A 22,955-nucleotide genomic window follows, 5' to 3' on the forward strand; every position below is an offset into this window, starting at 1 on the left:
AAGTAATATTAGTAAAGGCGAGTTATACAGCCGAATGAATCCTGAAGCATTCAAATATCTAAAAAAAGTAGAAGAATTGTTATCTGAATTCCTATATTATTCTCGTAAAAATAATGTTAAATCAAACGTCCTTAACTTAAATAGAAAGGGGCGGTCTTAATGAGTAAAAACACTCTTTCTGCAGAACGAATCTACACAGATCCCAAGCTGGCATTTACTCAAGTCATTAAAGCAATCATTGATAATAAAATTGAGGAACTTGTCTATACTGCTAACAAGGTGAACACTGCTACATCTCAATCAAACGATGAGGAGCAAGATGCTTCATGAGATGTGCAATTTATATTCGAGTATCAACAGATAAAGAGGAACAAAAAGCCTCACTAAAATATCAGAAAGAATTGTTTTACAAATTCATTGAAGAAAAAGGATGGGACATTTACGAATTTTACGTAGATGTTCAATCCGGGACAACAGCAAAGAGAAAAAACCTTCAACGAATGATTGAAGACGCTCAAGAAAAAAAGTTCGATATCATCTTAGCCAAAGAGTTATCGAGACTTGCTCGTAATGGTGAGTTGTCCTATAAGATCAAAAACCTTTGTGAAAATCAAGGAATCCACATTATCACATTGGATAATGCGATCAATACTCTTACCGGAAACACAAATATGTTTGGGCTTTATGCGTGGATGTATGAACAAGAGTCACAAAATACAAGCAATCGTGTAAAGGAAACATTAAAAACCCGCGCAAAAAAAGGCTTGTTTAAAGGTTCTAATCCTCCATACGGCTATGAGGTTGTTGAGGGTAAGCTTTATATTCGCAAAGATGAGACACCTGAAATTGTACGACGAATTTATAGAGAGTATCTTGAAGGTAGTGGTCGTGAAAGTATCGCACGACGACTTTACAATGAAGGAGTCAAAACACCCGCTGATGTTGCAGGGAAGAAAAATGCGAGTGACAAATGGAATGATTCCACAATCAAGCTCATTCTTACTAATCCTCATTACGTTGGGGATTTAGTTCAAGGGCGCACGACCACAGTAAGTGTCACAAGTAAAAAAAGAAAGAAACAACAGAAAGATGAAATGTATATCTTTGAAAATACCCATGAACCCATCATTTCAAGGGATATGTTTGAAGCGGTAAAAAATCTGATGAAGCAGCGCAAAAAATTCATTACGGCTCCGAAGCTTCACTTATTTACGAACATCCTCTTCTGTGCCGACTGCGGAAAGGGCATGTGGTATAGAAGCAATAGACCAAATGGTTACATTTGCGGTAATTACGCTCGTCACGGTAAAAAGGCTTGCAGCTCACACATGATTAAAGAGGATTTTCTCAAAGAAACGATTTTATATGATATCCAAAAACTTGTTCAAGAAATTGACAAAGAACAATATCTGAAAGAACTTGAGGCGAAGTCGAAGAAATCAAAGAAGGATATCCAACAAAAGCTGGATAAGTTTAACAAGCAAATTGAAGTGTTAAAAACGCGAAAAAAGAAATTCATCAAAATGCTCGCAGATGAAGAAATCAATCATGATGAGTATTTAGAAATGGTAGAAGATAACAATAACGAACTCGCACAGCTTACGGAAAAGAAAAATGAAATGATCACGATGCTCGAAAGTGAGCAAATCATTGATAATATCGACAAGCTTAAACAAGAGCTTCTTCAATTTCTTAAATTTGATGAATTAACACCTGAAATATTACATCGCCTCATTAATCGAATCGATGTAAAGGAAGACGGCACACCGGTCATTCATTACCGATTTGCCGCCCCAACATTTGAATAGAAGCAGGTATTTCCCTTACCGGGAGCCTGCTTCATTTTTTAAAATCATCTGCGATACTACTTCAACGTGCGTTGTCTGCGGAAACATATCCACTGGCTGTACTTCCAGCGTTTTGTAACCACCGTCCTCAAGGATTCGTAGATCTCTTGCGAGGGTGGCTGGATTGCAGCTGACGTAGACGACTTTTTTGGGTTTCATTTCAATGATGGTTTGAAGCAAGGCTTCATCGCAGCCTTTACGTGGCGGGTCGACGACTAGAACATCCGCTTTAACTCCTTGCTCGTACCATTTCGGGATGACCTCTTCAGCCTTTCCAACAGCAAATTCCGCATTGGTAATATCATTTAGCTCAGCATTTCGCTTTGCATCTTCAATGGCTTCGTGAACAATTTCGACTCCATAAACCTTCTTCGCTTTTTGTGCCAAGAATAACGAAATCGTTCCAATGCCGCAATATGCATCAATGACCGTTTCATCTCCAGCAAGACCAGCATACTCTAAGGTTTTATCATAGAGAACCTTGGTCTGGTCGGGATTAACCTGATAAAAGCTCAAAGCAGAAATGGCAAATTTCACATCACCGATATAATCGTAGATCACTTCGCTTCCCCAAAGCACCTTCACTTTATCCCCTAAAATCACATTTGTCCGCTTGGAGTTGATATTATGAACAATGGATTTCACCTTTGGTATGCGCTTGACTATTTCAGCCACAATTTTATTTTTATTCGGGAAATCAGGGGTTCTTGTGATCATGACAACCATCAATTCACCCGTTTCCTTCCCGTAGCGAGCCATAATATGACGCAGATCTCCCTTATGTGTTTCTTCATTGTAAGCCTTCACGCCAAGCTCACTGCAGATCTCTTTCACCATCTGGATTGCTTCATCTACTTCTGGAAGCAGAATTAAGCTTTCATCCGTTTCGATAATTTCATGACTCCGTGGTTTAAAGAAGCCTGAGATCAGTTTCCCATCTTTCTCCCCAACAGGAACCTGTGCTTTATTTCGGTAATGCCATGGATGCTCCATCCCTAAAACTGGATGAACCTTCACATCTTCAAGCTTCCCAATTCGTGTAAGTACTTGACGTACTTGGTTCTCCTTGAAAGCAAGCTGACCTTCATAGCTGATATGCTGAAGCTGACAGCCTCCATACTTATGGCTATCCTCCTTAGCAATATCAACTCGAAAATGGCTTCGTTCTAAAAGTTCAGCCAGCCGGCCGATCCCAAAGCCTTTGTTGACTTTAATTACTTTAATATTTGCCTTTTCACCTGGCAGTGCGCCCTGAACAAAGATTGGATAACCATCTACCTTAGCCACACCTGCTCCATCATGGGTCAAATCCTCGAATTCTACCTGTATATAATCATTCTTTTGAACTGGAATTGTTTTGCTCATATATGTCTTCCTTTACTCTCTTAATACGTTCTAATTGCTAGCAAAATTGTATCATATAATCAGCCTGAATACGAAATGGATCACAGTTTTCCTATTATTATCCAGATGACTTACCTGTTACCTGCTGTCCATTGCCCACTCAATTTTTTTGACTCTCCACCATGATTCGCATTTAAACAGGGCATATCATCTTAACTTATCAGCTGTAAATTAAGCGGAGAGATTCCGCTTATTTGCAGGCAGACCCTCATTTAGGGGGTATTTAAACGGAGATTTTCCGGTTATTTATAGAAAAAGCTCACTTTTCCCCCTTTTTTGTGTCAATAGTCGGAATTCCTCCCGCTATTTTAGCTGTTTTCAGTGATTTTTATTGATTAAGCGGAATTTCTCCGTCTATTTATGAACACGGATATTGAACAAGTTCCTCCCGCCTGTAAAAGCAGACCTCTAGAGATGCGGAAATCAGCTTCTTCTTCTCATCATGTTACTAATAAAAATCCCATATGCAGATCCATATCAAGATGTCCTCTTCCTTAATGTTCTGTCTATAAAAAAAGAGCTTTCCCCTTACATCTGGAAGCCCTTCTTTCATCTTATTCTTTTCCTTCTTCCAATTCAACTGGCCGGTCTTCTTCGCGAATTTGATCAATTGGAACCAGCACTTCTAAATGCCTGTACAAATTAACAAATTCTGCAGGCAGAAGTCCGCCGAATTCGCCATCAAGGTTCAGCTGTACTTTTTCGGTTGAATGGACTTTAATGCGATTCGCCTGTGTATAAATCACATGAGGATCGTTCACATGCTCGCCTCTTAATGCAAGTGTAGCAATACGAATAAACTCTGCCAGGTTTGTTTTCTTCAAAATGAGAAGTGAAAACAAACCGTCATTGATTGAAGCGTTTGGTGCCAGCTTTTCGAAGCCTCCTACTGAATTAGTAAGGCCAACAAGGAATAGCATAGCTTCTCCTTCAAACAATTTTCCATCATACTCAATGCTCACTTCTGTTGAGCGGATCGAAGGGATCATTTCGATTCCTTTTAGGTAATATGCAAGCTGGCCGATCATCGTTTTGAGCTTGCTTGGGACCTCATAGGTCAGCTCGGTAATTCTTCCGCCGCCGGCAATATTAATGAAATATTTATCATTAATTCTGCCGATATCTACAGGGATGCTATCTCCTTTGGCGATGATGTCAGCAGCTGCTTCAATATCGCGTGGAATATGCAATGCACGTGCAAAATCGTTCGTAGTCCCTGTTGGCAGGATTCCTAGTCTAGGAATAAATTCCTGTTCAGCTATACCGTTGACAACTTCGTTGATGGTTCCATCGCCGCCTGCAGCGACAATCAGATCAAAGCGGCGCTCAACCGCCAGACGAGCTGCTTTTGTTGCATCTCCTTCGCCAGTTGTTGCATGACATGAGGTTTCATATCCTGCATTCTCCAGCTTTTGCAGTACTTCTGCTAAATGTTTTTTAAAAATCTCCCGGCCGGAAGTTGGATTGTAAATAATTCTTGCTCTTTTCATGCCCATCATCCTAAAATAATGATTTATTTATCTTGCGTATTCCATCATTTTACATCATAACGAAACTGCTTCTATATAGCAATGTATTTGGAATCAGCACCATTTATTCTATTCATTTTGCTTATATAAAACAAGCTTTCACGTTTAGCCTTTAAGAAAAGCTGCTGATTTGCGAGCCTTTAAAGTAATCTGCCAATCCCAAATGGACTCTAAATTTTTTGTTCACATAAATATGATCCAAGTTTCGAAAAAACTGCCAGCCGGCCGCTCTTTTTCTATACGGCATGTCTATTAGAAAGGTTTCAATCTATTTCATCGTATGGAGGCTTACTCGATACCCATTTACGATTTGCAGAGTATGGCTTCCTTCTCCTGTTTTGAAGGAAGCATCGAAAGCGGTTTCAGAGTATGAATCCGCTTTTTCTCTATCAGTGATTGTCCACTTTTGCTCATTTCCACCTAATTCCTGCACACCGTCTGCCAGTAAACTGACATCACTTGCTTCTTCCAGCATAACGTTTAAATCCGAACTTCCGTCCACGGTCCAATCACTCTTTAACAAGCGGGGTTTGACCGTAACAGAACTGCCTTCAGCTTCAACTTCCAGCTGCAGATTTACAGGTACAAGAAGTGTTGCATCCATGCTCGTGTAATGATTAAATGGTCCGTTCGAATATTCAGGCATTCTCTTTATATTAATATAAAGTGTATCTCCTTTTTCATTCAACGAAACATAATCCATCTTTGACATTTCACTATTTGCTAATGTGCTATGCACAGTGCCAAACATTGAAACTTCATTTAAATCTGTTCCTTCAATGGATATTGGATTGCCTCCTGTACTGACAACTACTCTTTTCACGTTTTCTCCTATAGCCTGCTCCACATTTTCAATTTCATAGGTATTTTCTTCGCTATTCATGTACGCGCTGACACTTTGTAAAACACCGCTTGAACTCAGCAGTGCAAAACCAATTCCGCTCATTCCCAAGACAGCCACAAAGAAAATACTAATAAAATCATATTTTAGAAATGGTTTTTCTTTTCGTGAGAATAGTAAAAACAGCAAAATTTCAAGACCAAGAATCACTAGGATGATCGGCCACCATGATATCATGATGTGTTCGATATTAAACCCCATCAGCTGAGATAATAATAAATAAATGCCAAGCAGGAGCAAAGCAGCTCCCATTGAAAAGGTTCCTACTCTCCAAGTCCTCATTCTATTTCCCCCTTTCTATTTAACGGGATCTTCATTTTTCTTCTTTTCTAAGTTGCCGGCAAGCAATTTAATTCCGCCTGCAATTAACACAATGCAGACAACAGCCGTTTGGAAGTATTGGTTGAACACATACCAAATGTTAAAGTCATAAATCATTGGTGCCACGATCGGCAGCAGAATATTGGTAGTCATGTAATAGAGCCCGACAACAACTAGCCCAATGCCAATCCACCTCTGATGATTGATAAAGTAGGAAATAATCGGTACATCTTCAAGTTCCTCTTCTCCATATCGAGAGGCTTTTTGCAGGCCATCAAAGAAGCTATAAAACCAAATGATCGGGATGAGAAAAAGGAATATGCCAAGCCGGAGCACATCCAGGATATAGACAGAAAACAGAAACGCCGCCATCAGCTGAACGCCTCTTTTTTGCAGACCTAAATATAAATGGCCGGCACCAGGGAAGATGGATAAAAAGGTGGCGATTGACTTGCTTTTCTTTCCCTCTTCACGGCGCACTTCAAAGTCTTCTAAAATCGTGCGGTCAATCAGTTCTATTCCCTGCTGTTTTTTGTTCAGCTGCCCGATTGCGTCAAAAAAGCCATAGACCCAAATGACCGGGAACAATAGCAGGAAAATTAAAAACTCACTTCTGCCTGTCAAAAAGGCAACAAATAAAACCATAATGCCAAGCCCCAGAAAGGCAGCAAGCAGTGTTAGCCCCCGGTTCATCAAACCAAGATGAAAATGCCCGACACCAGGGATAAAAGATAACATGATGGTCCTGAAACGCTCATATTCCATTTCAGATGACTTCTGCTCCTGCAGCTGAATAGACGTATTATTTTGAAGCAGCTTAGATGCGGTTATGGCCGTATCGACCAAACTGACAATATATAAAAAGACTCCTGCAATTACGATAAATATGGCAAGACCCACAGCACCGGAACCACTTGCAACCAAAAATAACACGATCGCAATCAGAATAAACTCCGTAAACATATAACCTAATCCCCGCAGTACCTTTCCTAAATACAGCAAGCCTCCGCCAGGGAAAAATCCTAACAAAAATGCGATAATGGGATTTTTCATTATTTGCCTTCCTCCTTATTATTACTCTCAAGAGAATCCATCCAAGCGAAGGTTTTATCCACTAGTCCTTCTGTAACAGAATTCTTTTTCTCTTGGAAATTCGTATTTTGTACACCTTCTGCATATTGGGTAAGCGACTGGAACACACCTGTTGTCATTAATAAAATCGTCATCGCCGCCGCCACAGCATAATGAAAAATCGCCGTTTTGTGCACCGTTTTTTTCTTTTCCGGTTTCTTTTGCTCCGGAAATGGAATAATGATTGCTTGGGATTGGTTTTGAACCTTAGACATGACCATATCTGTAAAATTCAGTTCATCCGCCATAACAGGCAATTCATCCTCTGCTTCCTCGACCGCAATAAGATAAAGATCGAGACATTGGTCGCAGCTGTATAGATGATCCTCAAACATTTCGCGTGTGTCATCATCTACTTCATTTTTCACATATTTCATCCATTCATCTAAAGAATAGTGCTTCATGAAAAATCGTCCTCCTTCCAATGCTTTTTCATCCAGATGCGGGCTCGGTAAAGCTTTGTTTCAATCGTTTTCACCTGCACATTTTGCTCCTTGGCCATTTGCTGATATGTTTTTTCCCGAATATAAAAATCATATATAACATGACGGTAATTGTCAGGAAGCTCGTCAAGCCTTTGCAGTACTAGCTTTCGCCGGGCTCGATTGATCACTTCTGTTTCCACTTGCTCCCTTTGACCTCCGTATAAATCATAGCCTGCAGATTCAATTGAATCTTCCTGCCTTTTGTCCTTCTTTCTTTTTACATCAATTGCATGGTTGACTGCAATTCTTTTTATCCATGTTTTAAAGCCTTGATCCTCATATTGGGAGAGAGAGGTATAAATCTTCATAAACACTTCTTGTGCAGCATCCTCCGCCTCTTTCTCGTCTCTTAATACCGCATAGATGGTCCGGAACACGTCTAAGCGATATTTTTCAACAAGAAGGCGGAACGCATGATCATTGCCGCTTTTTACTTTTTGGATAAGAACTTGGTCGCTAATCTCTCTCTCCCCCCTTCTGTCAGCTTCCACATTAATAGACGAAGCTACACACACGTATCCCTACAAAAAAATGAAAACTTTTTTAACATTTAATCGTAATACTATGATAAAATGATTCATCCATTTTTATCCAAGGGGGTTTTTATGTCTAAAAGGCTTATATTATTAGGATTTATTCTTCTTTTTATCAGCAGCTGTTCACCGCCGGAGATAGACACATATGAAGAGAAAGCTCCACAGGTTGTCTTTAAAATTGAAAACGAAGCTGGTTTGCCAGACAGTGATGTAAAGACTGTTGAGACTCGTTTACAAAACGCATATAAAAAGATTACTTCTTCTATTAAAATTGACTATAAATATCCAAGTGAGATTCATGTCATTTTAAAAGAAGGCAATCTTGTTTCTTCTGGTTTTAAAAACACGATTAAATTATATGGAAATACGGATACCTACCCAATTGTACATGAACTAAGCCATATACTGCTTGGATATGGGGGTAATTTTGATAGTAGTTCTGGGTTTCTTACACAAGAGGGGATCGCTGAATATTTTGAGCAAAAATACGGCACAAATAACGCCATTCCTCACCATTCCCATATGAGATTTTTAAAGCAATATAATAAAATCTATCCTCTCTCCCTGCTGGCAAGCACGGAGAATAGCACTGAACTCTTTCGGCCAAATATGTCGTCGGAAGACGGATATAAAATTCAGCACATTGCCTATGTACAAGCAGGTTCCTTTATCAGTTATTTAATTGAAACATATGGAATGGAAAAATTCGAGAGTATCTACAACGAACAGAATTTAGCTGATACAATAGAGACTATCTATGGTAAAAGTTTACTGAAATTGGAAGATGAATGGCTGATGTTTTTTGAAAACCAAATGACGCTGCCGGAGCAGACACAACATTATTTACAGCAAATGTATGGATCCTTTTTGGATAAAGATGATTTGATCTTTTTTCAGAACAACTAGGCTATAAAATGGGACAACTAGGAATATAATGATGTACAGAATTCTAGAAGGAGGCATATATGAGTTTACTATTTACACTAGCAGCTTACTTAATTGGCTCCATTCCAACCGCTTTACTCGTAGGGAAGTATTTTTTCCAGATTGATATACGGGAGCATGGCAGCAATAACCCTGGTGCAACCAATTCCATCAGAGTACTCGGTAAAAAAGCGGGCATCGCTGTACTGCTGATTGATATCGGAAAAGGAGCACTAGCGGCAGCTTTACCGATTCTCTTTAATGCTGATATCGAACCGCTTTACATCGGCCTTATTGCGGTTGTTGGACATTGCTTTCCTGTTTTTGCAGGTTTCCGGGGAGGCAAAGCGATTGCCACCACTGCCGGCACCTTGCTTGTAGCAGATATTCAAATGTTCTTCATTGCCTATATTTCATTTATTGCAGTCATTTATTTTACTAAATATGTTTACTATGGCTCTCTTTCGGTTGGACTTTCACTATTAATCTATTCTTTTTTCACCCCTGACACGGAACATGTTTTTGTTTTTTCTATATTCTTTTTGCTCCTTATCTATCTGCATCGCTCTAATATTCGAAATCACCTCAACAAACAGGAGCCAAAAATTAATGATAAAAGCTTAAAGAACGATCGAATCCCGCCTAGAAAAATTTAGGCTGGTTTTTACAAAGATATAAAGGAGATCTGCATATGACCATTCTGTACAAAAACCCTAGAGATTTGCATGAACTTGCCGCTTTTTTAGAACAGTTGAATAATACGCCCTCCAATCATATCGGCTTCTGCGGCCAGGAAAAAGAAGAAATTTACGATACACTTCATGAGCTAAATGCAGAGTCAGCGTTCGTCTGTGCGTATAAAGAACAAAAACTGATTGGTGCCATTGGTTTGGATATTTATGATTCAAACGAAGAAGCAGAGGTATGGGGACCTTTTATCCATGCAGAAGAGGATAGCAGCTGGGAGCACATTGCAGAGGCATTATTTGAAAAACTGGCTGCCATTAACAAACTTCATTTTTTTATCAATATAAAAAATACGAGAGCCATCCGCTGGCTGAATACTAAGCGAGCAGTAAGCAAAGGAACCTATGCTATCTTAAAAATGTCCCGTGATCAAGTAAGATTCAATGATATCTCTCTCGTTCAGCCTTTTACGCCTAATGATGAAAATGCCTTCTCACAGCTGCATACCTTGATATTTCCTAATACATATTATTCTGCAGCGGACATCATTAGAAATATAGATCATCACCGGCAGCTGCTGCTGATCAAAGATTCTTCATCAATTATTGGTTATGTATATTTTGAAGCAGATCCCAAACATGGTGAAGGCAATATTGAATACATCGCCATCTCTCCTGCTCACCAGAAAAAAGGGTACGGTACAATGCTGATTCAAACGGCACTACTTCGTCTATTCAGCTTTTCTTCCATCACTGAGATCACCTTATGCGTCAGTGAGGATAACCGTGCTGCTATTAAACTTTATGTTGCTGCAGGATTTAAATTAGATCATATGCTAGAGAGTTATCAATTGATAGAGGAAGAATCCAGCTAAAATACGAGGCTGGGATATAAGTATTTAACACTCCTAGAACCGAATGGTTAGGAAATCATCTTTCTAATCATTCGGTTTTTTATGATTATATAATATATTTTATTAGCAAGAGTGTAATGGAGCGGAGGACACTCGACTCCGGTGGGCAATAGAGGAAAAGGTGAGACCCCGCAGGAGCTTGCTCCGAGGAGGCTCAGCTTCCTCCCCACGGAAAGCGAGGGTCTGCAGCGCAATGGAACGGACTTGTTTAAATAACTAAATCAAGTTATTGAATATTCGTGTTTTAAAAAGATTAATTTCGTTTTGTCCCAGCCTCATTCTGTATAAAGATTTAACTATCCTGTGCTGATCTATTTCTCTCAAAGCCTAAATATCTTGTGCCCTGGAAGTCTAACACGCCACTATCTCCTTCAGACAACAATCCATATTCTTTACCGGAAAGGTGGAGTTCAGAACGATCTCCGCTCTCAAACTCAAATGTCACATAATATCTAGTCGATGAGCTGACATGGTGGTGATGATCATGATGATTTGCATGTCTGGATACATCAGTACGTTTTGATTTCACAACTGCCGGCACACTAAGCCTTGGTGACTGTTCATTTTTTCGCCACTGCCCTATCCCGTTAAATATGTTAAATAATATACCGCCAATAACAATAACAAAAATAATCCCAATAATGATAGGAACAATTTGAAAAATAAGATCTCCTCCATAGAAAGGCTCCATTAAATGATCACTCCTTTACATTCGTATTCATTTATATACGATTAATAATTCAGAATGTTTCAAACAACAAAAAGATGTTATCTTTAATCAAGACAACACCTTTTGCTTGTATCTTTAAATAGTGACTTCAAAGCTAGCCAGTTATGACATAATAAGCAATGAATCCTGCTATTCCTCCAATACTGAGACCAAATATTCCGCCGATGATCGCCCATGTAACCTTTGCCATCGGTTGATTTTTATTCAATAGAATCCCCACCCGCTTAAGAATGTGTTACCGCTTAATACGCAAAAAAGATCTAAAATAATCCACCTTATTAATCAGAGAACCTCTTGAAATAGTACAAAAAGCAGAATAACAGCAAGTTTTATTTGATTATTTTACACAAGAAAACAGCAAAAACAGCGGAATCCTCATTCGTCTTTCATATTCAGCTTCTTCAACAAAATTCTCTTTAAGCGGACGGGCTTCACTTAATCCGGTGATCTTAAACCCAGCTTGCTGAAGAATAGAAAAATAGTCTTCTATTGTCCGATGATATTTGACGACATGTGCACCGATCCAAGGTTCAACTCTTTTCCCTGTGTGATAGTAATCATCAACAATCCAATCAGAGCGCCGGCCACCGCCTTGCACACTTTTAGATGAGCTCGTCAGGAGCGGATGCTGTACACTAAAGATAAAGCGGCCGCCCTGCTTTAAGCATGAAAAAATCCGGTTAACTGCACTTTGCAAATCTTCAACATAGTGAAGAGCAAGCTGTGATACAACAAGATCATAGACTTCAGTATCAAAATCAAAGTCTTCTATGGACGAATGCAAAATGGTGCAGCCAGGATGATCTCCAAGTAACTCTTTTGCTTTCTGGCACATGCTTTCAGATCCATCCACGCCTGTATATGTATTCCCTTTATTTTGAAGAAGCATTTCGCCAAGCGAGGCATCTCCACAGCCTACATCTAAAATTTTTTGATTTTCAATGTTCCCTATCATGCTTAGAAGAGCAGGCAGTTCAATCACTATATTCGGACTCTCTTTGCGATGGCGGCGGTTCATATAATTCTCAAAAAAATCTTTATGTTCATATACAGATGATCCTTTGTATTCCATATTGCTTCCCCCTTACTCTGATTTTGGTCTCCCTCGATATCTGCATTCACGCAATTCAAGTTCGTACGCCTCTAACCCTGGCAGTCCCATCTCTTTTGCAATCAGTAATTCCTTTTCAATATCATATGGCAGCCTGACAAGCTCAATCGAAAAAGGTGCAGCTTCTTTGGATTGATAGACACCATGCAGGATACAATAGGTTGCCCCTCTCATATCAAGTGAGTTTCCAACACTTCCTGCATTGAAAAGCATTCGCTGCGGATAGATCGGCTGTATAAGTGCAGCATGAATATCTCCATAGCCGACAACATCAGGAGCTGCACCGTCTTCCAGTGGAACAATCCATTCTGTATTAGCAAACATATCCTGCAGTTCCTCGATTGATGCTCCCATTGGAAATACCCGATGGTAGACGCTCTTAGCGGAAGCGTGAAATAATCTTACATATTTACCGCTCATATAAAAATCATAATGGTACGGCAAACTCCCTAAATACGCCATATCCCCTTCATCAAGCTGGTTCTGCTGCCAGACAATCTCCGAGGAGTCAATCGGCTTTCGAATAAAATCATCCCAGTTGCCAAGCACCACAACCTCACATTTTTCACGAATCAGCTCCAATACTTTTTTCGAATTCGGCCCTTTTCCAATTAGATCACCTAAGCATAGGATCGTATGAATATCTCTTCTTTCTATATCGTCTAAAACCGCCTCAAGCGCCGTAAGATTACCGTGGATATCTGATATTACTGCAATTTTATCCATCGTGATCCCCCCTTTTATCCATTTCATTCTCTATGCAGGAAAGCTTTTCCTTTAATTTTAGCATGCTGATTTTGATTATAAAAAATATATGTTAAAATAACGGGTAGGGCAAGTGATGCCTGATTCTTTTAATATTAAGGAGAAGAGTTATGTCAAAAGTTCTTGTATTCGGACACAAAAACCCTGACACAGACACAATTTGTTCAGCGCTTGTATATGCAGAATTAAAAAACAAACTAGGCATGAATGCCGAAGCAATCCGTCTAGGCGAAGTAAACGCAGAAACACAGTATGCTTTAAACTACTTCAACGTAGATGCACCTCGTCTAGTAACAGCTGTAGCATCTGAGGCAGAGGAAGTCATCCTTGTTGACCATAATGAGTTTCAGCAAAGTGCCAACGATATCAAAGATGTGAGAATCCTTGAGGTTATTGATCATCACCGTATCGCAAACTTTGAGACAAGCGATCCTCTATATTATCGTGCTGAGCCTGTTGGCTGTACTGCAACGATTTTGAAGAAAATCTACAAAGAAAACAGCATTGAAATCACAAAGGAAATGGCCGGTTTAATGCTATCGGCTATTATCTCAGACTCCCTGCTGTTTAAATCTCCAACATGCACAGATCAAGATGTGGCAGCAGCAAAAGAACTTGCTGAAATTGCTGGAGTTGATGCGGAAGCATATGGTCTTGAAATGTTAAAAGCTGGTGCAGACCTAAGCGATAAAACAATCGAAGACCTGCTGACAATTGATGCGAAAGAATTCCAAATGGGCAGCTATAAAACAGAAGTTGCACAAGTAAACGCTGTTGATGTAAACGACGTAATGAACCGTCAAGATGAGCTTGAAAGTGCTATTTCACTAATTGTTGAGTCTAAAAACTTAGACCTCTTCCTTTTAGTTGTAACAGACATCTTAAACAACGATTCTGTTGCACTTGCAATCGGAAACCAAAGCCCTTCCGTTGCAGAAGCATTTGGCGTAAGTCTTGAAAACAATAAAGCTGTGTTAAAAGGTGTAGTTTCCCGTAAGAAGCAGATTGTTCCGCCTTTAACGAATGTATTGGCAGCGAAATAATATTTAAAAACATCCCGTGAAAAATTACGGGATGTTTTTTTGGCATATATCATTTTTCCCATTATTCTTACATTCCATCTATCTCATATACTAGCCTTCCCATTAATTCACTCACCGTCTGCCTCTTGGCCATTCCATAATTACTTCCGGCCCATAGCGACATAAACTGGGCATTCCCTTGCGCAGCTGCCTTTTTTCTTAACCCTCCGGTGAGTGTGTTCTGATAAGGAAACGGTAAGGTCGGTTTTCCATTCATTTCAGCGATAAATTGATTATGAATGCCCCGTGCCAGCTTACCTGAAAAAGCTCTCGTTAAAACAGTTTCTTCCTTTCCATTTATTAATATATCTTTATAAGCAGATGCTGCTCCACTTTCCTCACATGTTAAAAATGCTGTTCCGAGTTGAACTCCCTGAGCACCTGAGCCCAAAACGTTCTGAATGGATTCCCCATTCATTATTCCTCCAGCTGCTATGATTGGAATACGAAGCTTCGGAACAATTTGTGCCACTAAATCATGTACAGGGATTAATTCATCTTGTTCTCCATGAAATGTTCCGCGGTGCCCTCCGGCTTCTTCTCCTTGAATAACGATTGCATCCATTCCACTAGCTTCTAGCCTTAATGCATCTTTTACAGTAGTTGCGGTCCCAATTAATACAGCAGCATTTTTCTTAAGCTCCCGAACGATCTCCTCCCCGGGAATCCCAAATGTAAAGCTAACGATCGGAACTTTTTCCTTAAGTACTACTTCAACTTGATTTTCAAACACCGACTTGCTGTTCACTTCCATCTTTCTTAGTAACTGCTCCACATTTAGTTCCGACTCAATGGTTTCCAGTGCTTTCGCTGCCACTTCCATCTCTTCAAGGATAGGCATTGGGAAATTCTCCATTACAAATAAATTTACAGCAAACGGTTTGGCTGTCCGTTCTCTAACCCTATTAATCATTAGAGTGATCTCTTCCGGCTGCATATATCCTGCTCCGATTTGACCAAGACCGCCAAATTCAGAAACAGCGCCTACAAGGTGATCTGTCGTCACTCCTCCTGCCATTCCCGCCTGTAAAATGGGATAACGGATTTGGAGAAGTTCTGTCAATTGATTTCTATACCGGCTCATTGGTACAGCTCCTTATAAAGAATTATAAATTATTAACAAAACATTCAGTTAATTATAACAAGAGAAAAGACCGGGGGATCTCTCCCGCCAGTCTAAACCAACTTTTCTATAATACTGTCAGCCACTGTGTGCCAATGGTTCTCATCTTCTTGGTATGAAGCAGTTAAACGCTTATACATTGCCGCTTGCTCGTCCTTAAAGTCATCAGCCTCAGCATTTGGCAGCTTGCTTCTTTCAGATATAACAAGCTCTTGAAGTTTTGGAGCACGCGGTCCCCAAACAGCCACTTCTTCTCCTTCACTGTTAAGGAAAACGAAGATTGGAATGGCTCTTGATGTTCCGTTTGTTAAGTATTGATCCATTAATTCTAAGTTAGAATCTCGCAATATAAAGCGAACTTCCATGCCGATTTCCTCGGCAATCTTTAGAAGGACTGGATTGTTGAGCATCGCATCTCCACACCAGTCCTCTGTTAGCACGATTACTTTAAGCCCTTGATCTTTAACAGGCTGCAGTTTTTCTTTTTCTTCTGAGGATAAAGTATATTTGCTGTAAATCCCCATCATTTCATCTTTGTTCACGTTCATTCCAGCCAGATATTCTTCTGTTGTAAGTCCCTTATTAAACCACTCTTGTAAAGTCATTCCCTATCGCCCCTTTGTTGATTTCATACCTATATTTTATAAGGGAAAGGGAAGAATTACAAATTGCGTGATTTTTCATTAATCCATCATTCGTTTTTTAAATGTAACGTAGGATAAGATAAATACCGCAGCAATCCATACACATATAACAGCAAGATAACTCCATATATCACCAAAGCCCGCTCCGGTTTGAACTTCTTTCGCTAATTCAATCAATTGAGTATTCGGCATATATTCTGCCGCCTTTAACACAGGGAAGCGCTCTGCTAAAAGAGTTGCGTATGACCCGAAAGTGAAAAGGAAGAAAAATGGCATGATCACGACAGATGCTTCCATCACTGACTTTGTTACTAATCCTAAAATTGTTCCTAGACCGATGTAGAAAAGAGTAGATAAAGCAATCGCAACACCTACAATAACGATATTCTCTGGCTGATAATCAATGATCATAGCAGAAAATACGATAACTAGAATAGTTGTAACGAATGTCAGTAAGCTTTTGCCAGCCAGGATTTCCAATGTACTAGCAGGTGAAAGCATAAGTCCGCGCAATGTATTTTTCTCTTTTTCTTCAGCAATTAAGGAACATTGAATATAGGCTCCAACAAGAGATAATGACATATTAATTACAGTGTAGACCATGTCAACACCCATATCACCCTGCATGCCATAAAGAAAGGCCATTAATAGCGGAACAATAACGGTAAATGATACATACATATTTTTACTAACATCTTTATAATCTTTTTGAAAAATAGCTAAAGTACGTTTTAATGAAAATGTCATGATAGCTTCCTCCCTGTAATTTCTACAAATATATCTCCAAGTGTTGGCTCGTTCGAGTTAACAGAAACAACTTTATTTTCAGACATCAATTGATACATGCGCTGTGCTCCTTTATCACCTTTCTCAAGCACCTCAATCTGCCCATTATCCAGTTCAACAGATATCGTATTATCTGCATATTGTTTGCGGAGCTGCTTAGGCGGCCCGATTAACTGGATTTTTCCTTTATTTAAAAAAGCAACGCGATCACAAAGCAATTCTGCTTCATTCATATCATGAGTTGTTAAGAAAATCGTTGTACCATTTTCTTTCAATTGATCAAGACCACGGTAAATATGACGAGAGTTGACTGGATCAAGAGCAGAAGTTGGCTCATCCAGAAAGAGCAAATCTGGTTTGTGCAAGAATGCTCTTGCCAATGTTACACGCTGTGTCATCCCTTTTGAGAGCTTCGAAACAACTTTCTTTCTCTCATCCTTTAAATTAACCATCTCTAATACTTCGTCAATTCTGGAATGAGGTACATTGTATAATCCGCAGTATAATTTTAAATTATCGTAGATTGATAATCGTTCATATAATCCGCTGTTATCTGTCAGCACACCGATTCTTCCACGCTGAGCCGGATCCTTCAAAAGATGAGCAGGGCGACCAAACACATATGCTTCCCCATCTGTCTGCGCCATTTGAGCTGTTAAGATTTTAATAGTAGTTGTTTTACCTGAACCACTTGGACCAAGGAAACCAAATGTTTCACCTTTCTTAATTTGAAATGAAACATCCTCAAGTGCTGTTTGATTGGCAAATAATTTCGCTAACGATTGAACCTCAATGATATTTTCCATTGTCATCCTCCTGCATTTGTTTTGCTGACTCCATCATATGGCAGTCCACAGGTTCATGCAGTATATATTCAATGAAAAGAGCAATTTAGAGGTTGAATAGACCATATAAAGGGTGAATGGAGCATTATTTAAGCCCAAGCATCTCCTTTAATTCCGCCATTTTTGTTTTTGAAAGCGGAATGGATGACTGATCATGAAGGACAAGTGAATAGCTATTTCTTGTCCAGGTAATAACCTCCCTAACCTTTTGAAGGTTAACAATGTACGAACGATGGCAGCGATAAAATCCATAAGGAAGAAGTCTTTGTTCCAATTCATTTAACGTAAACATGCTTTGATACATGTCACCTTTTATGTATAGCTGTGAGCTTCCTTCACTGCTTTCAATATAATCAATCTCAGGCGGATCAAATAGAATGATCTTTTCATTCACTTTAGTTGGTATTTTTTCAAAGCGGACCGGCTGTACAATTGGTTCCTCTTCGACTGCCTCATCCTCCGGTTCCATTTCCTGCTGCATAACGTCCAGCTTATGTAACCCATGTTCATCTAGCCGATAAATCGTGTTTGTAACAGCGAGAGCACTGTCCATATTACTCGTCAGCACAAAAACCGCCTTATTATTTTTTTGCAGTTCCTGGACTACCTTCATTAAAACTCGCTTTGTCTCCAGATCAACATTTTGATCCGCTTCCTCCAATATATAAATATCAGGATCGCTTAGAAGCAACTGAGCATAATGGACTCTTCTTTTTTCTGAGAATGTCAACTTGCTAATTCGGACATTTCTTTTTGCCTCAAGCTGGGTTAGTTGAAGAATTCCGTCTATCGGCAGTTTAGAATCGAATAGTCTATGATAAAACAACAGACTTTCCTTAACCGTTAGGCGCTCGTAAAGTCCATCATCAATAGACAGTATACCTACTCGCTGATGGTAACTCTTCCCCAGCTGCTGAATACTTTTCCCATCTATAGCTATAGCCTGATCAGGAACGGGTATCTTTCTTCTTAACATTTCAAGAAGAACGGTTCTCACATTTATGCTTGTCATCAGACCGACAATTTCTCCAGATTCAATGGAAAGCTGAAAAGAGGGAAATACAATCGTATGGCCATCATGTTTTTCAATATTGTTAAATGATAAAATTGTCACGTTCCTACCGCCTTTTTCTGCTATATATCTAGTATCTTTGATCATTATACATGAATTTACCATGGGAAAACTTGTCTAATTTTGAGAATAATCATCTTTTCCTGGGAAATAAAAAGAAAACATGTCGAAATTTATAGACATACTTGCGAAAAAAACACTGCTACAAAACTAAAATATTCATATTACAATATGAAAAATCCTAGCATGGAATATGGTAATAAAAAATAAGCCCGTTACATTGCGCTGCGGACCCTCGCTTTCCACGGGGAGGAAGCTGAGCCTCCTCGTCGCTTCCGCTCCTGCGGGGTCTCAGCCTTTCCTCTATTGCCCGCAGGAGTCGAGTGTCCTCCGCTCCATTTCACTCGAGTTTAGAAATATTAAATGTTTAAAAACAAACAAAAAACCGGATGATTAGAAAGATTCCTAATCATTCGGTTCTGTGGTTGTGTTAAATACTATGTCCCAGCCTCTTAAGTTAGAAGGCAAGCGCCCTCCGCTTTTCTATTGTCTAGTTCCAGCGGCTAGCCGCTCGAGGTCATAAGTCAATCCGTTCAGAAGGTTAAAGAACAACCTTCCGCCCGGCTCGCCTTATGCTTGCCGCGGCTGGGCAAGCCGCCTCCACTTTTCTAATTGTCTAGCTTCTGGCGCTAGGGACTCGAGGTCTTAAGCCAATCTTTCCTAAAGGTTAAAGGACAACCTTTATGCCATCTTGTCTTAAGCTTGTCGTCCCTGGGCGAGCGCCCTCCGCTTTTCTAATTACCTTTTTTGTATTTCCTGCATTAGTAGCTTGTTTAAAAGCTGTGGGTTTGCTTGTCCCTTGGTTGCCTTCATCATTTGGCCAACAAGGAAGCCAACCGCTTTTTGTTTTCCATTTTTATAATCCTCAATCGACTGCGGATTGTTGTCCAAAGTTTCGGAAATAATCTTCAGCAGCGCAGATTCATCGGAAATTTGTACAAGTCCTTTGTCTTTAACGATTTGCTGAGCCGTTCCGCCGTTCTCGACTAATTCTTTAAATACAGTTTTTGCCATTTTTGAAGAAATTGTTCCATCTTCGATCAGCTTGATCATTCCAGCAAGACCTTCTGGTGAAAGTTTTGTCTCATGAAGTTCTTTTTGTTCTGCGTTTAAGTATGCCGAAAGTTCGCCCATCACCCAGTTAGATGCTTGTTTTGCCTCTGCACCCGCTTCTACAGCACCCTCAAAGAAATCTGCCGTTTCCTTTGTAACCGTTAATACAGCAGCATCGTAAACCGGCAGGCCAAATTGCTCAATATAACGCTTTTGTCTGGCATCCGGAAGTTCTGGAATTTCAGCTTTAATTCTTTCCTTCCACTCATCATCAATATGAATGTCCAGAAGATCAGGCTCTGGGAAATAGCGATAATCATCAGATCCTTCTTTTACACGCATCAGCAATGTTGCACCTGTTGATTCATCGAACCTTCTTGTTTCCTGTTCAATTATACCGCCGCCACTTAAAACCTCTGCCTGGCGCTTTTCCTCAAACTCAAGTCCTCTGCGCACAAAGTTAAATGAGTTTAGGTTTTTCAGCTCTGTCTTCGTTCCAAACTCCTCTTGTCCAACAGGACGCAAGGATATATTAGCATCACAGCGGAGAGAGCCTTCTTCCATCTTACAATCAGACACTCCAGTGTATTGAACGATGGATTTTAATTTTTCTAAGTAGGCATATGCTTCATTTGGCGTACGGATATCCGGCTCCGATACGATTTCAATCAGCGGAGTTCCTTGACGGTTATAATCAACTAGGGAGTACCCTTTTCCATGTGTAAGCTTTCCTGCGTCCTCTTCTAAATGAATACGCGTAATCCCAATCTTCTTTTTATAGCCGTCTACTTCAATTTCGACCCAGCCATTCTCCCCAATTGGCTTATCAAACTGAGAGATTTGGTAAGCCTTCGGATTGTCTGGATAAAAATAATTCTTGCGGTCGAATTTCGTGACTGGTGCAATTTCACAGTTTAATGCCATTGCAGCCTTCATGCCATAATCGATTACTTTTTTATTCACAACAGGCAGCACACCTGGATAACCTAAGTCAATGACCGTTGTATTTGTATTTGGATCAGCACCAAAATGGTTTGGGCTTGATGAAAAAATCTTTGAGTCTGTTTTTAACTCAACGTGTACCTCTAGTCCTATGACCGTTTCAAAGTTCATGTCGTTCCCCCCTTACAATACCGGTTTTTGTTTATGATGATCTGTTTCCTGCTCAAACGCATGAGCAACACGATAAATTGTGCTTTCGTCAAAATGTTTCCCAATAATCTGCAGCCCCAGCGGCAGGCCATCATTTGATAATCCGCACGGAACTGAAATGCCTGGCACACCTGCAAGATTCACTGGAATGGTTAAAATATCATTTGCGTACATCGTTAACGGATCATCCACTTTTTCACCAAGCTTAAAGGCTGGTGTTGGTGTTGTTGGTCCAATAATGACATCATAGTTTTCAAACACTTGTTCAAAGTCTTGTTTAATTAATGTGCGCACCTTTTGTGCCTTTTTATAATAAGCATCATAATAGCCTGAGCTTAATGCAAATGTACCTAACATAATTCTGCGTTTTACTTCGTCTCCAAACCCTTCAGCTCGTGTCTTTTTGTATAGTTCTAACAGATTTTCAGGATTTTCCGTTCGATAGCCATACCGTACGCCATCAAAGCGCGCTAGGTTGGCAGATGCTTCAGATGAGGATAATAGGTAGTAAGCAGCTAAGGCATATTTTGAATGAGGCAATGAAACCTCTTCCCATGTTGCTCCTAATTTTTCAAGAATACTTAGCGATTTTAAAACAGAAGCACGCACTTCTTCTGTTACACCTTCTCCTAAGTATTCCTTTGGCACAGCTATTCTCAGTCCCTTTACATCCCCAGTTAGAGCTTCCGAGAAGTTTGGCACTTCAATATTGGCTGAAGTGGAATCCATTGGATCAATTCCAGCTATCGCCTGCAGCAAGTAGGCATTGTCCTCAACATTTCTAGTAATAGGACCAATTTGATCAAGGGAAGATGCAAACGCAACAAGTCCAAAGCGAGAAACACGTCCATACGTAGGCTTTAAACCGACCACTCCACAAAAGGATGCCGGCTGTCTAATGGAACCGCCTGTGTCTGATCCCAATGAAAAAAGAACCTCTCCCGCAGCAACCGATGCAGCAGATCCACCTGAAGAACCGCCGGGAACATGGTCAATATTCCATGGGTTGCGTACTGGTTTGAAGCCCGAGTTCTCGTTAGAAGAACCCATTGCAAATTCATCCATATTTAACTTTCCAACCGTCACCGTCTCAGCACTATGTAATTTATTCACAACCGTAGCATCGTAAATTGGATCAAAGTTGTCCAAAATTTTACTTGCGCAAGTTGTTCGCAAGCCTTGAGTGACAATGTTATCTTTCACACCAATTGGCATCCCAAACAGCATGCCTCTGGTTTCTCCAGCTGTTAGCTTGGCATCTAATTCCTTTGCTTTTTGAAGCGCCTTTTCCTCATCTAATGTTAAAAAGGCCTGAACTTTATCGTCTACCTCTGAAATTCTTTTAAAAGAATATGAAACGAGGTCAGAGACGGAAATTTCTTTTCTATGAAGCTTTTCTTGCAATGCTTTTACTCCATCATCAAATAAGCTCATATGTTTCCCTCCAATTCTCTCTATCTTATATCAAGCATTGAGCAATCTCTTTTAATCTTCAGTCATAATAGGCGGTACTTTAATATAGCCATCCTGATGATCTGGGGCATTTTTCATAACCTCAGCCTGCGGCAAGCCTTGCTTAGCCACATCCTCCCGCATCACGTTTTTCATATCAAGAACATGTGAAGTTGGTTCGACTCCGTCTGTATCAAGCTCATTAAGCTGCTCAGCAAACGTAATCATCGCCTCAAGCTGATTGCGGAAGGATTCTGTTTCTTCTTCCGATAGCTGCAGTCTCGCCAAATTGGCTACATGTTTTACTTGATCTGATGAAATTCTTGTCATTTCTTGCACCTCCAAAACATTTTATTCGTATGTACATTACTATTGATCATATCAAACGTTCACGCGTTAAAG

Annotated in this window: 23 protein-coding genes; 6 read left to right on the forward strand and 17 right to left on the reverse strand. The window is 40.0% G+C overall.

Annotated elements, in window-relative coordinates; translation table 11 throughout:
- Nucleotides 1-159: 159 nt before the first annotated feature.
- Together A6754_RS23075 and A6754_RS20420 are read left to right on the forward strand one after the other, a co-directional pair.
- Nucleotides 160-330 carry a hypothetical protein gene (locus A6754_RS23075; protein ID WP_180320251.1) on the forward strand — a complete coding sequence of 57 codons (171 nt, stop codon included), beginning with the start codon at nucleotides 160-162 and terminating at the stop codon, nucleotides 328-330.
- Nucleotides 327-1,808: a recombinase family protein gene (locus tag A6754_RS20420; RefSeq protein WP_066450243.1), complete on the forward strand. Its 1,482-nt coding sequence runs from the start codon at nucleotides 327-329 to the stop codon at nucleotides 1,806-1,808. The genes A6754_RS23075 and A6754_RS20420 overlap by 4 nt, the downstream gene beginning before the upstream one ends.
- A 15-nt stretch (nucleotides 1,809-1,823) precedes the next feature.
- On the opposite strand, the gene rlmD is transcribed toward A6754_RS20420, so the two are convergent.
- The 6 genes from rlmD to A6754_RS20450 all read right to left on the reverse strand — a co-directional run bounded on the left by rlmD (nucleotide 1,824) and on the right by A6754_RS20450 (nucleotide 8,109).
- Nucleotides 1,824-3,212 carry a 23S rRNA (uracil(1939)-C(5))-methyltransferase RlmD gene (gene rlmD / locus A6754_RS20425; RefSeq protein ID WP_066450247.1) on the reverse strand — a complete coding sequence of 463 codons (1,389 nt, stop codon included), beginning with the start codon at nucleotides 3,210-3,212 and terminating at the stop codon, nucleotides 1,824-1,826.
- Nucleotides 3,213-3,805: 593 nt separating this feature from the next.
- The gene (locus A6754_RS20430; protein WP_066450258.1) at nucleotides 3,806-4,741 is read right to left on the reverse strand and encodes a diacylglycerol kinase; all 936 of its coding nucleotides are present in this window, start codon (nucleotides 4,739-4,741) and stop codon (nucleotides 3,806-3,808) included.
- A 307-nt stretch (nucleotides 4,742-5,048) separates the two neighbouring features.
- The gene (locus tag A6754_RS20435; RefSeq protein WP_066450261.1) at nucleotides 5,049-5,963 is read right to left on the reverse strand and encodes a LiaF transmembrane domain-containing protein; all 915 of its coding nucleotides are present in this window, start codon (nucleotides 5,961-5,963) and stop codon (nucleotides 5,049-5,051) included.
- Between the two features lie 15 nt (nucleotides 5,964-5,978).
- Nucleotides 5,979-7,055: a hypothetical protein gene (locus A6754_RS20440; protein ID WP_082851771.1), complete on the reverse strand. Its 1,077-nt coding sequence runs from the start codon at nucleotides 7,053-7,055 to the stop codon at nucleotides 5,979-5,981.
- On the reverse strand, nucleotides 7,055-7,537 hold the full coding sequence (locus A6754_RS20445) for an anti-sigma factor (protein WP_066450270.1): 483 nt from the start codon (nucleotides 7,535-7,537) through the stop codon (nucleotides 7,055-7,057). The genes A6754_RS20440 and A6754_RS20445 overlap by 1 nt, the downstream gene beginning before the upstream one ends.
- Complete coding sequence (locus A6754_RS20450) at nucleotides 7,534-8,109, reverse strand: RNA polymerase sigma factor (protein WP_066450271.1); 576 nt, start codon at nucleotides 8,107-8,109, stop codon at nucleotides 7,534-7,536. Before A6754_RS20450 ends, A6754_RS20445 begins: the two co-directional genes overlap by 4 nt.
- 114 nt (nucleotides 8,110-8,223) lie before the next feature.
- Here A6754_RS20450 and A6754_RS20455 point away from each other — a divergent pair, with 114 nt between their 5' ends.
- From A6754_RS20455 to A6754_RS20465, 3 genes are read left to right on the forward strand one after another with little or no spacing between them, the layout of a single operon-like run.
- Nucleotides 8,224-9,060, forward strand: a complete 837-nt coding sequence (locus A6754_RS20455; protein ID WP_066450273.1) for a hypothetical protein — start codon at nucleotides 8,224-8,226, stop codon at nucleotides 9,058-9,060.
- Between the two features lie 59 nt (nucleotides 9,061-9,119).
- Nucleotides 9,120-9,734 carry a glycerol-3-phosphate 1-O-acyltransferase PlsY gene (gene plsY, locus A6754_RS20460; RefSeq protein WP_066450274.1) on the forward strand — a complete coding sequence of 205 codons (615 nt, stop codon included), beginning with the start codon at nucleotides 9,120-9,122 and terminating at the stop codon, nucleotides 9,732-9,734.
- Nucleotides 9,735-9,769: 35 nt separating this feature from the next.
- Nucleotides 9,770-10,639 (forward strand): GNAT family N-acetyltransferase, encoded by an 870-nt coding sequence (locus tag A6754_RS20465; RefSeq protein ID WP_066450275.1) that lies wholly within the window; start codon nucleotides 9,770-9,772, stop codon nucleotides 10,637-10,639.
- Between the two features lie 331 nt (nucleotides 10,640-10,970).
- On the opposite strand, the gene A6754_RS20470 is transcribed toward A6754_RS20465, so the two are convergent.
- The 3 genes from A6754_RS20470 to A6754_RS20480 form a co-directional block, all read right to left on the reverse strand.
- Nucleotides 10,971-11,369 carry a DUF2500 domain-containing protein gene (locus A6754_RS20470; protein ID WP_066450278.1) on the reverse strand — a complete coding sequence of 133 codons (399 nt, stop codon included), beginning with the start codon at nucleotides 11,367-11,369 and terminating at the stop codon, nucleotides 10,971-10,973.
- 376 nt (nucleotides 11,370-11,745) lie between these two features.
- Nucleotides 11,746-12,480 (reverse strand): class I SAM-dependent methyltransferase, encoded by a 735-nt coding sequence (locus A6754_RS20475; RefSeq protein WP_066450283.1) that lies wholly within the window; start codon nucleotides 12,478-12,480, stop codon nucleotides 11,746-11,748.
- A 12-nt stretch (nucleotides 12,481-12,492) separates the two neighbouring features.
- Nucleotides 12,493-13,245, reverse strand: coding sequence for a metallophosphoesterase family protein (locus A6754_RS20480; protein ID WP_066450286.1), 753 nt, complete (start codon nucleotides 13,243-13,245; stop codon nucleotides 12,493-12,495).
- A gap of 149 nt (nucleotides 13,246-13,394) precedes the next feature.
- Between A6754_RS20480 and A6754_RS20485 the strand changes: the two genes are divergently transcribed.
- Nucleotides 13,395-14,327, forward strand: coding sequence for a manganese-dependent inorganic pyrophosphatase (locus A6754_RS20485; protein WP_066450291.1), 933 nt, complete (start codon nucleotides 13,395-13,397; stop codon nucleotides 14,325-14,327).
- A gap of 67 nt (nucleotides 14,328-14,394) precedes the next feature.
- On the opposite strand, the gene A6754_RS20490 is transcribed toward A6754_RS20485, so the two are convergent.
- The 8 genes from A6754_RS20490 to gatC form a co-directional block, all read right to left on the reverse strand.
- Nucleotides 14,395-15,450, reverse strand: a complete 1,056-nt coding sequence (locus A6754_RS20490) for an NAD(P)H-dependent flavin oxidoreductase (RefSeq protein ID WP_066450293.1) — start codon at nucleotides 15,448-15,450, stop codon at nucleotides 14,395-14,397.
- Nucleotides 15,451-15,542: 92 nt separating this feature from the next.
- Nucleotides 15,543-16,094 (reverse strand): thioredoxin family protein, encoded by a 552-nt coding sequence (locus A6754_RS20495; RefSeq protein WP_066450296.1) that lies wholly within the window; start codon nucleotides 16,092-16,094, stop codon nucleotides 15,543-15,545.
- Nucleotides 16,095-16,172: 78 nt separating this feature from the next.
- Entirely contained in the window at nucleotides 16,173-16,880 is a 708-nt protein-coding gene (locus A6754_RS20500) for an ABC transporter permease (protein WP_066450299.1), read from the reverse strand.
- Nucleotides 16,877-17,725 carry an ABC transporter ATP-binding protein gene (locus A6754_RS20505; RefSeq protein ID WP_066450302.1) on the reverse strand — a complete coding sequence of 283 codons (849 nt, stop codon included), beginning with the start codon at nucleotides 17,723-17,725 and terminating at the stop codon, nucleotides 16,877-16,879. The genes A6754_RS20500 and A6754_RS20505 overlap by 4 nt, the downstream gene beginning before the upstream one ends.
- A 124-nt stretch (nucleotides 17,726-17,849) precedes the next feature.
- Nucleotides 17,850-18,878: a LytTR family transcriptional regulator DNA-binding domain-containing protein gene (locus A6754_RS20510; protein ID WP_066450303.1), complete on the reverse strand. Its 1,029-nt coding sequence runs from the start codon at nucleotides 18,876-18,878 to the stop codon at nucleotides 17,850-17,852.
- Nucleotides 18,879-19,634: 756 nt separating this feature from the next.
- Nucleotides 19,635-21,062 (reverse strand): Asp-tRNA(Asn)/Glu-tRNA(Gln) amidotransferase subunit GatB, encoded by a 1,428-nt coding sequence (gene gatB / locus A6754_RS20515; RefSeq protein WP_066450305.1) that lies wholly within the window; start codon nucleotides 21,060-21,062, stop codon nucleotides 19,635-19,637.
- A gap of 12 nt (nucleotides 21,063-21,074) precedes the next feature.
- Entirely contained in the window at nucleotides 21,075-22,535 is a 1,461-nt protein-coding gene (gene gatA / locus A6754_RS20520) for an Asp-tRNA(Asn)/Glu-tRNA(Gln) amidotransferase subunit GatA (RefSeq protein WP_066450306.1), read from the reverse strand.
- Nucleotides 22,536-22,586: 51 nt separating this feature from the next.
- Nucleotides 22,587-22,883, reverse strand: a complete 297-nt coding sequence (gatC, locus tag A6754_RS20525) for an Asp-tRNA(Asn)/Glu-tRNA(Gln) amidotransferase subunit GatC (protein ID WP_066450312.1) — start codon at nucleotides 22,881-22,883, stop codon at nucleotides 22,587-22,589.
- Nucleotides 22,884-22,955: the final 72 nt, after the last annotated feature.

It is taken from the genome of Cytobacillus gottheilii, from assembly GCF_001636345.1.
GTDB classification, from domain to species: Bacteria; Bacillota; Bacilli; order Bacillales; family Cytobacillaceae; genus Cytobacillus; species Cytobacillus gottheilii.